The following is a 9,493-nucleotide window of genomic DNA, read 5'->3' on the forward strand; positions in this document are numbered from 1 at the left end:
GAAATTAAAAACGTACTAAAATGTTGAGAAAATTTAGTTACCTAGCCTTGATGGTTGCCGGAGTATGTATCATGTCAGCATGTTCAGGATCATCGAAAAAAAGTAGCGAGTCGGATGAATTGACACTTGCGCCAGCTACTGAAAGTGCAGCACTTGAGCTGTCAGAGGAAGTGATGAGTGATGTTATTCAAAATATTTCATCACCAGTTGAAATGGCTTCAATAATCAAAGCAACAGGCGTTGATTTCTCACAAAAGATCCTTAACAGTACCGATAAAGTTGATGCTTACAATACAAGTTACAAGCGTGCGTTGAACCTGGGTGTTTACAGTGCTGATTTAGGTTATATCAACACCTTTGATAAGAATAACATTGTTGTATCATACTTAGTAGCTATTAAAAGCTTGTCTGAAGGAATTAAAGTTGGTCAGTTTTTTGATTTTAATGCTCTAAAGCGCATGGCTACAAATAGCAATAATCTGGATTCGTTGATGCAGATTTCTATTTCTAGCTTTAACCAGATGGATTCATACCTGCGCAGCCAAAAGCGTAGTAATGTATCTTCATTAATTGTAACCGGGGCTTGGATTGAAGGTTTGTATATTACTGGAAATGTGATTGAGCAGACCAATGATGAGGGATTAATCAACCGTGTAGCTGAGCAAAAAGATATCATCAATATTATTGAGATTATTTTGAAAAATTACAGTCAGGATCCTGATTTTGCGGAGTTGGCGCAGCGAATTGGTAAGCTAAAAGCGGCATACGATCCGGTTAAGATAACCACCGAGTTTGCAGAACCAAAAACCATTGAGCAGGATGGTATGCTTATCATTGTTCAGGACGAGATTAGTCATGTTGAAATTACGCCTGAGCAGGTGACAGCTATCATCGAAGAGATCAAGGCATTGAGAGAATTCATTGTGTCGTAGTCTGTGTGTTTGAAAAAAAGTTATTTTTGTAATTATTCTTACCCGGACCAATTAAAATTGATACCATGAAAAAAATATTTTATAGCTTCTTTATCCTTTTTATAATGAGTGGTCTAAGTGCGTCAGCGCAATGTGGCGATGATCTGCTTAAGACAGCATTAAAAGAGATGGGAGCCACACAGTACATCAAAGATTTCACCGTAGAAATGGTGAAGGAACGTAAAGATGTTAAAACAGGCTACGTAAAGTTTTCTGTTGTTTTAAATAGTAATACGCAATACAAGTTTAATATTGTGAATGGTGCATCTAATGCTGAGCAGATGATAATGCAACTAAAGCAAAACGAGAAGTTGATTAGTAGCAACTTTCACAATGGCAAAATGTATGATGAATTTCAATTCATTTGTCGAAAAACAGGCGTTTATCACCTTTATTTCTCCTTTAAAGGCGGACAAGAAGGTTGTGCAAAAGCCGTTTTATCGCTTGTTAAGCAATTATAAGAGCATATAATCATTTTATATAAAAAGGGTTACTCAATATTGAGTAACCCTTTTTTATTTGTATTGCTTGCTATACCTCTTTAAGATGCTAACAAGTTTTCTTTTATAACTGTTGGTGAATTAACTCTATCGCTATAGTTTTTGTTATTACGGAAAGCAGATTGTATATAATCGCATTATGAAATGACTGATGCCATAAAACTTATGGTGTGATTAGGTGCAAAAAAACCGCCCCAATTTCCTGGGGCGGATAAATCTAATCAATGGTATACAGATGATATGCACATCTGTTTTCGATGTAGAAGTGGTTCTAAAACAATGAATAAATAACGGTTAATCCAGACATAACCACTGATACCATGGTCATTAGCTTAATCAGGATGTTTAATGACGGACCTGAAGTGTCTTTAAATGGATCACCAACAGTATCACCGACGACACCAGCTTTATGTGCCTCGCTACCTTTGCCACCATAATTGCCTTTCTCAATGTATTTCTTCGCATTATCCCAGGCTCCACCCGAATTATTTAACATTACAGCCAGCGTAAAGCCGGTTACAAGACCTCCCATCAGCAAGCCAATTACGCCTGCAACACCAAATACCAAACCAACAATGATTGGGACTGCAATAGCAAGGATGGACGGTACCATCATTTCACGTTGAGCACCTTTTGTTGAGATAGCTACACATTTGGCATACTCAGGTGTGCCGGTTCCTTCTAAAATACCCGGTATCTCTCTGAACTGGCGACGTACTTCCTCTACCATGGCACCAGCCGCACGTCCTACTGCTTTCATGGTCATGGCACAGAATACAAAGGCCATCATGGCTCCAATAAATAGTCCGGCCAAAAGCAGAGGATTAAACATGTTAAGCTCATAATAGTCCACAAAATTCTGGATGGTTGCTTTAGTAAGACTTTCGGCACCTGTTACCTCCAGAAACTTATTACCCAGTTCTGGAACTTTTTTCAGCCATATACGCACTTCTTCCATGTATGCAACCAGCAATGCCATAGCTGTAAGTGCAGCCGAACCAATTGCAAAGCCTTTACCGGTAGCCGCTGTGGTATTTCCTAGCATATCCAGGGCATCAGTCCGTTCACGTACTTCTTTTGGTAGTTCTGCCATCTCTGCGTTACCTCCTGCATTGTCGGCAATAGGCCCAAACGCATCAGTCGCTAGTGTTATGCCAAGGGTTGAAAGCATACCAACAGCTGCAAATCCAATTCCATACACACCTTCGCTAAAGTCAGTAAAACCACCAGCAAAGCCAAATGCGGCAATAATACCGGCAACAATTGTGAGCACTGGGATCCAGGTTGAATACATACCAACGGCAATACCATCAATAATAGTTGTTGCCGGGCCTTGTTGTGCTTGTTTGGCAATACCCTGCGTTGGCTTATAACCATCAGAGGTATAATACTCGGTGCCTTGCCCGATAATAATACCAGCAATCAACCCGGCTACTACAGAGCCGAAGATGCCCCAACCAAACCAACCTAAATAGGCCATGACTGCTATTGCAATCAGTATGAGTACAGATGAACCAGCTGTACCAACAAGCAGTGAATTTAATAGGTTTTTGGCGCTGGCATCCTCTTTGGTTCGCACCATAAATATGCCTAATATTGAGAAGATAATACCGATTGCTGCCACAATCATTGGCGCAATAATGGCTTTCTCATTAAATGCACCTGAATTCATAGAGATGGCAGCTCCTAATGCTGCCGTTGCCAGGATTGAACCACAGTACGATTCGTAAAGGTCGGCGCCCATACCTGCTACGTCACCAACGTTATCACCAACGTTATCTGCTATAGTGGCTGGGTTACGCGGATCATCCTCTGGGATGCCTGCTTCAACTTTACCAACCAGGTCGGCGCCAACATCGGCTGCCTTGGTGTAAATACCACCGCCAACGCGGGCGAATAAAGCTTGTGTTGATGCACCCATGCCAAAGGTTAACATGGTGGTTGTGATATGCACCATTTTAGCATGAGTCCACTCTCCATTGGCTACAAAATCAGCCGACCAGACACCTGTAAGACCTACCTCCTCAGCTACTTTCAAGCCCAGGCCAAAGATATTATGATCGTAAATGTTGTTTAATATCAGATACCAAAGTGCAATATCAATTAAACCAAAACCAACTACAACCAGCCCCATAACGGCCCCGCTTCGGAATGCCACTTTTAAACCTCTGTTAAGTGATTGTGACGCCCCGTGAGCTGTACGTGCCGAAGCAAAAGTGGCTGTTTTCATACCCAGGAAACCGCAAAGGCCTGAGAAGAATCCGCCTGTTAAAAAAGCGATTGGTACAAACGGATTCTGGACACCCAGAAACGCCAGTATTGTTAATATCACCAGCAGCACCAAAAAGACAATGCCTACCACTCTGTATTGTCTCGACAGGTATGCCATTGCTCCTTCTCTTACGTGCTGGGCAATTTCTTTCATTTTGTCAGTACCTTCCGATTCTTTCATCATGGATTTGAAGAATATCCATGCAAAAACCAATGCTAATAAGGAAGCAATTGGTATAAACCAAAAAATTGAATCCATAGAAATGTTGTTTTAGTTAGTAAATGAGTAAGGGTATGTGAAGTATTTGAAGGGCACACATGATAAACCTGTCGAAAACAAGTGTACTTTCGACTAACCAGAAGTGTAGAATAAGTCGGTTTGATCCGGCTTAGATATCCCATGTGGCTTCGTTTTTCAGGATTCTCTCCAATTAACTTTTCTCACATAATTATCTGTCCCCGCAATCACAAGATAATGATTTTAAGATGCCTGATGAATAATAATCAGAAAAATATTAGTGATTTACATCACCATCCGGCAAAGATGTTTATGCCAAATTCACCTCCTTTAAGCTGATTCTGATGGAAGGGAAAGCCATAATATGGTTCCAGAATCATAGCACCAAACAGGTTGATGCGGTAGGCTACACCACCACTAAAAACAGGTATGCGTTGAGCATTGCTGTTAGTAGTTAACTTAGCCACCGGGTATGAGTGCTTATTCCAGCTGACGCCACCATCGACAAACAGAGCGAGTTCGCTAAATAAGAAATTGGAGCGGAACCAGCCTATTTCTTTCGGACCAGTAAACGGGATGCGCCATTCAAGGTTGGTAACAAGTAGTCGTGTGCCTATCAGTTGATTCATGCTGATGGTATTGGCATCCGTTGTTTCATCGCCATAGAAGTTGCCCATGTCGTATCCCCTTACAAACCAGGGAGAACCTAGAAATAACTCACTCATGCGATCGCTGTCTGAATCTTTGCCGTAACGGCCATAGTGGTATAGCCGAAATGCCAGACTATAGGGTTTGATAAAGACATAGCGCCTGAAATCAATTAGCAGCGTCTGCATTTGGAGTTTGTGCAGATAATGCTCCACCTGTATCCGCAAGCGTTTACCTTCAACGGGTGATGCAAGCCCCATTTTGGCATTATCAATAACGTATGCAGCATCCAGAATGCCGGTACCGAAACCATCAGGTGCAGGAAGTTTCTCTTTTTCTGCCGAATAGATTTGTGAATAGGAGTTAATGTTTTTGATCCGTTCAATTCGATAGTTGTAGAAGGCATAGGATGCTCCCACCTCAAATCGCCTGGTTTTGTTTATCGGGATAAATGTGAAGACTGATAGCTTATCTTCAAAGGTTCTTCGGAAAAGGTAATGAAGCGAACGTGCTGTTGTGCCGTCAGCCAATGAATCGGTTTGATATTGATAGGAGCCAGTTCGATAGGGAATATGGGATAAAGCTACTCCGAATTTCATCCTTTTTCGCTGCGTAATGTAAGCGATTTGCCCGCCAAAGTCATAAATCTCGCCATTAATGCTCACGGACGTATATAACATATTTTTGCTCAGGATATCGCTAAACATTGCCTCAATGCTACCTGCCATACCTGTGCCGAAGCGTCCGGTCATCACGCCTGCCGACGCGTTACCAATATAGTCGAGCTTAAATTTGTTTCTAATCTTATCGCTAAAGAAACTATCTGTTTGTAAGGCATGCGGTTGTCGGTTAAAATAGAGGTTGGTTTCTATCTGCGAAGGGATGGTTGAGTGCGGTAATAAACGGGAGGCACTGAGATTGGTCTCGCGCTCAATTACCAACTGCTTGTTTTTTCGAATGTTTTGTAATGATGTTTTAAAGATGCTGTATTCGCCATTCCAGAGCATCGTGTACAATAGGGTGTCGCCTGTAAGAGTTAGTGCAGGGGAATAATCGGTCATGCCTATTATGCCTGTTGGGTAATTGGTAATTTGATGAACCTGAGAGTCGTTTGTGTTAAGCAGATACAGGTTACGCCGTCCGTCGCGGTTGGATAAAAACAATACTTCATGCTTGTTGATGGTGGCAATTGGATTGAGGTTCTTTGCGCCATCAAACGTTCTGAAATAGTCTGTTTGTCTGTTATCAACTGATACCCGAGCTATATGCAGACTGCCTTGACTGCTAAGTTTAGTTGACATGGCTTTGTCAGTGACGTAATAAATGTATTGACCGTCTGGCGACCAGGCTGGCTGAATACATGCAAACTCATTTTGCGTGATGTTTTCAATAATATTGTCATCCAGGTTATACAGAATTATGTCTGAAACACCCTCTTTAAGAGCTGAGAAAGCTATCGTATTGCTGTTGGTTGACCAGGCCGGCCATGAGATTTCATCCACCTCATTAATTTGAATCTCTCTGATAAGATGCTTTCTTTGTACATCATAAATCTGGCAGGTTGATTGTCCTTGTTTGAAGGCTATAAAAGCAAAGTAGCGGCTGTCTGGCGACCATGTACCCGATGTTTCGAGGTAATTCAGAGCATCAATTTCATCGTGGCTGGTTGCGGTGTAAAGCCTGGAAACTACCTCACCTGTTTTGCCGTCGGCCATAAACAGGTCAATATCATACATATCCCTTTCAGAAAGGAAGACAACATACCGGCCATTGGGGCTGATGGACGGATTAAGGTTGTAGCGTCCGCTGTTTTTTTTAGATATAATTCTTTCGCCAACAATTGTAAATGTAGAGTCTATGCTTTCTTTCAGCAGATGTTCTTTTAATGTTTGTTGCCACATCACCGAAAGGGAATCGTCAGATAACATTAATACATCGCCTATAGCCTGCTCATATCCAACCCTTGCAGTAGCCTTAAACAAGCGTGGTATGTATTGCTCACCATACTGATAGGCAATATAGGCCCAAAAGGCATGACCGTAGCGATAAGGAGAATACCGATAGCTAAATGTCATTTCCCTCAGTGAAGGAAACGTGTTGTTTATTAGTGCATCGCGCATCCACAGTGCTGTATGGCTGTTAACACTGCCCAATGACAAGTATTCTGCCATACCTTCAATCATCCAGAGTGGGATATTATTAATGGCCATCAGACTAACCTCTTCATCGGTTGACAGCATGTGGTACTGAAATGCATGTACCAATTCATGACCAAGCACATGGTCTGTTTGTCCGCCGGTGAATGAAACAGGCATTACCACCCTCCGCTTCATGCCTTCGGTAACACCACCTGTGCCAACATCAATGCGACTGCTTACGGCGGTTGTTTGCTGGAAATCGGCGTGGTTAGAATAAAAAATGATTGGATTTCGGGTTTGAAACGTATCTAATAGCACCTGCTGGTGGTAGAAGTACCATTTTTCGGCTTGCTTGCCTAACTGCTCGGCTAATTTTTCATCTTTAAAATAGTGATAGAGTTCAAAGTTGGGTGTTTTGTACAACTGAAAGTTAAACTTCTCGTAGGAAGGTTTATTTTGCCCAAAGTATTGCGCATGAAGCAATGGTATGCTCCATCCACATAACACTAATATGGTGAATACGAATCGCATATTGGACACATTAAGGGCTGTTTTAAGATACGCATTTCAACCAATAATGTTGTCAATATATGATATTTGTTGTGTTTTGTAAATTGCTTTCTAACCCTCCTTTTTACGTAGTAATCGGATACTGCCAAAACCAGCAATAATGGAAATGTAAAAGCCAAAATCGTACCACCAGCCCGTATTAAATGACTCGTAGATGGTGATATCTTTATTGAATAATCCAAGAATTAATGAGATTGGTGCAATCCAGCCATGCCAGATGCCAGTGAAAAATCCTGCCGGAGAATCAGGAGCATAATTGCCTCCACCAGGTAAACATGAATTTAGTAATAGGAGAGTAATAATGGCAAGTACCGTAAAAATGTTTTTTTGCTTCATAACTAAGGTTAATAATGTATTCCACTAAATTACAGAAGAGTAATTAATATTTCAATGACTGACTTTGGCACAATGCCTTTAAAAATGGGGAAAATATTAAAATATCTATTTGATAATATAAAATTGTTAGCTATTTTTGCATCCGCTGAAAAGGTAATAACCTTTATAAGCCGGGCCTATAGCTCAGTTGGTTAGAGCACCTGACTCATAATCAGGGGGTCCCTGGTTCAAGCCCAGGTGGGCCCACATTGATAATTAGCCACTTACATTGTTGTAAGTGGTTTTTTTTTGTTAGGCACATTTTCTTGTAGTATTGGTTTATTGCGATAACTCGCCCGCTAAATAAACGGAATGTTCGCAGGAAATTAAGAGGATTATTTGATATGTGGTTACTCACCACCACCCTTTTTATTTTAATAAAATAAACAAAATATATAATAAGAATAACACATTGCATTTCTTTAAGTGTCATGTAGTGAGTGATATATGTGTAAAAACAAAAAAGATATTGAAAATATGTGTTACGAAATAGAATTTCTGCAATTAATAGGTGGGATTGTTTACTTAAAAATGAAATAACGCCTGTGAGCATAACACGCAGCAAGTGTGGTTTAGTAGCTTACGAGGTTGTTAACTGATGTTTTAAAATTAGAGATAATTAAAAAAAAGCTGATAAGATAAAGATTTATGAAACAACACGTATTTTTAATTGCACTATTATTAGTAACCCTTTGGGCATGTGAAAAAGATGAAAATAAATTACCTACCGAGCCGGTTCTGCTTTCACCTGCCAATGGCAGTGTGGTCGATCTATCAAAGCTGGAATTTGATTTTTCCGGAGGAATCGATCCAGAAGGCGCTTACGTTGCTAATAATTTAATGGTTAGTGAAGATTCAATGGCTTGGTACGAGATTAAAAATCATGCCAAAGTATTTGATTGCGAATTGGAATTTAGGGAAGGGCAGAAGTACTACTGGAAAGTACAGAGTTTCGAATACGATGAATCGGCTACTCAGGTTATTGCGGGCCGCATGACGGAAAGCAAAGTATTTCATTTTTACACCAATGCGCCCATTTGGATTGTATTAAAAGGTTAGTCTCTCGCTCAACTGAATATGCGTGCTCGGCGAAGTTTGTAACTTCGTCGAAATTAAACAGTAGTTTGCAACTACATTTTTCAAGTGCAACGAATTGTGCATTGTTATCAGCAGTGTTTTAAATTGAGTGTTTAATTCAACAAGTAATCTTCGTTAAGTAGTCATAGACTACATATTAGTTAAAGCGAAGTTGCAAACTTCGCTTAGCAGGGGAATTTTGTTGTGCAAAAAATAGTTGAAAAGACAATTGACAATTAAAAAGAATAGTATGAGAGGTTTATTTAAACTAAACACTAAGTATGTTTTTGAATATTCTCAAGGTTGGGGCATCCCTTTAATAATGACGGTATGTTTGTTTGTTTTTTTTTCAGACCTAAGAGAAAGTGATATCAAATATCCACTTTTAGGGGGTGCTATAGTTGTAATGTTTCCATCTCTCTATTTGTTCATTAATTACTTATGTAATGATTGGAATAAAATTGTTTATATTGACAAAAGTAGGATTGAGCAAAAGAAGAATGGACAAACAACGATTATCCTAAAAAGTGAAATCAAGGAAGTGATTCATATCGAATCGTCCTATAAGGAAAGTAAATCGTATGGAGGATTATATTTTTTAGGTGGTGAGTTTTCATATACTCTAATTAAATACAAGTTTTCAAGCCACTTTTTCAGCGGAGCTATTAATATTTTTCGTTCTCGGGTCAATACATATGTAATCTT

The 9,493-nt window shown here is 40.1% G+C and carries 7 protein-coding genes and 1 tRNA gene; 5 read left to right on the forward strand and 3 right to left on the reverse strand.

The window, feature by feature from the left end; genetic code table 11:
- The first annotated feature begins 20 nt into the window (after nucleotides 1-20).
- Together KDU71_RS16065 and KDU71_RS16070 are read left to right on the forward strand one after the other, a co-directional pair.
- Nucleotides 21-932, forward strand: a complete 912-nt coding sequence (locus tag KDU71_RS16065; RefSeq protein WP_212192111.1) for a hypothetical protein — start codon at nucleotides 21-23, stop codon at nucleotides 930-932.
- Between the two features lie 65 nt (nucleotides 933-997).
- On the forward strand, nucleotides 998-1,432 hold the full coding sequence (locus KDU71_RS16070; RefSeq protein ID WP_212192112.1) for a hypothetical protein: 435 nt from the start codon (nucleotides 998-1,000) through the stop codon (nucleotides 1,430-1,432).
- Between the two features lie 310 nt (nucleotides 1,433-1,742).
- Here the strand turns inward: KDU71_RS16070 and KDU71_RS16075 are convergent, their stop codons facing one another.
- The 3 genes from KDU71_RS16075 to KDU71_RS16085 all read right to left on the reverse strand — a co-directional run bounded on the left by KDU71_RS16075 (nucleotide 1,743) and on the right by KDU71_RS16085 (nucleotide 7,672).
- Complete coding sequence (locus tag KDU71_RS16075) at nucleotides 1,743-4,001, reverse strand: sodium-translocating pyrophosphatase (RefSeq protein ID WP_212192113.1); 2,259 nt, start codon at nucleotides 3,999-4,001, stop codon at nucleotides 1,743-1,745.
- A 269-nt stretch (nucleotides 4,002-4,270) separates the two neighbouring features.
- Nucleotides 4,271-7,297 (reverse strand): basic secretory protein-like protein, encoded by a 3,027-nt coding sequence (locus KDU71_RS16080; protein WP_212192114.1) that lies wholly within the window; start codon nucleotides 7,295-7,297, stop codon nucleotides 4,271-4,273.
- A 90-nt stretch (nucleotides 7,298-7,387) separates the two neighbouring features.
- Entirely contained in the window at nucleotides 7,388-7,672 is a 285-nt protein-coding gene (locus KDU71_RS16085; protein WP_212192115.1) for a hypothetical protein, read from the reverse strand.
- A gap of 172 nt (nucleotides 7,673-7,844) precedes the next feature.
- On the opposite strand from KDU71_RS16085, the gene KDU71_RS16090 reads away from it, so the two are divergent.
- The 3 genes from KDU71_RS16090 to KDU71_RS16100 all read left to right on the forward strand — a co-directional run.
- Nucleotides 7,845-7,918: transfer RNA gene (locus KDU71_RS16090), tRNA-Ile, on the forward strand.
- A gap of 441 nt (nucleotides 7,919-8,359) precedes the next feature.
- Nucleotides 8,360-8,770, forward strand: a complete 411-nt coding sequence (locus tag KDU71_RS16095; protein ID WP_212192116.1) for a hypothetical protein — start codon at nucleotides 8,360-8,362, stop codon at nucleotides 8,768-8,770.
- Between the two features lie 268 nt (nucleotides 8,771-9,038).
- On the forward strand, nucleotides 9,039-9,493 hold a 455-nt coding region (locus KDU71_RS16100; protein ID WP_212192117.1), incomplete at its 3' end, for a hypothetical protein.

Source organism: Carboxylicivirga sediminis, assembly GCF_018156225.1.
Taxonomy (GTDB): Bacteria; Bacteroidota; Bacteroidia; order Bacteroidales; family Marinilabiliaceae; genus Carboxylicivirga; species Carboxylicivirga sediminis.

Excerpts from the sequence above, each read along its gene's own strand:
- KDU71_RS16075 (WP_212192113.1), bottom strand. The coding sequence starts at position 4,001 with ATGGATTCAATTTTTTGGTTTATACCAATTGCTTCCTTATTAGCATTG.
- KDU71_RS16080 (WP_212192114.1), bottom strand. The coding sequence starts at position 7,297 with ATGCGATTCGTATTCACCATATTAGTGTTATGTGGATGGAGCATACCA.
- KDU71_RS16070 (WP_212192112.1), top strand. The coding sequence starts at position 998 with ATGAAAAAAATATTTTATAGCTTCTTTATCCTTTTTATAATGAGTGGT.
- KDU71_RS16095 (WP_212192116.1), top strand. The coding sequence starts at position 8,360 with ATGAAACAACACGTATTTTTAATTGCACTATTATTAGTAACCCTTTGG.
- KDU71_RS16065 (WP_212192111.1), top strand. The coding sequence starts at position 21 with ATGTTGAGAAAATTTAGTTACCTAGCCTTGATGGTTGCCGGAGTATGT.
- KDU71_RS16085 (WP_212192115.1), bottom strand. The coding sequence starts at position 7,672 with ATGAAGCAAAAAAACATTTTTACGGTACTTGCCATTATTACTCTCCTA.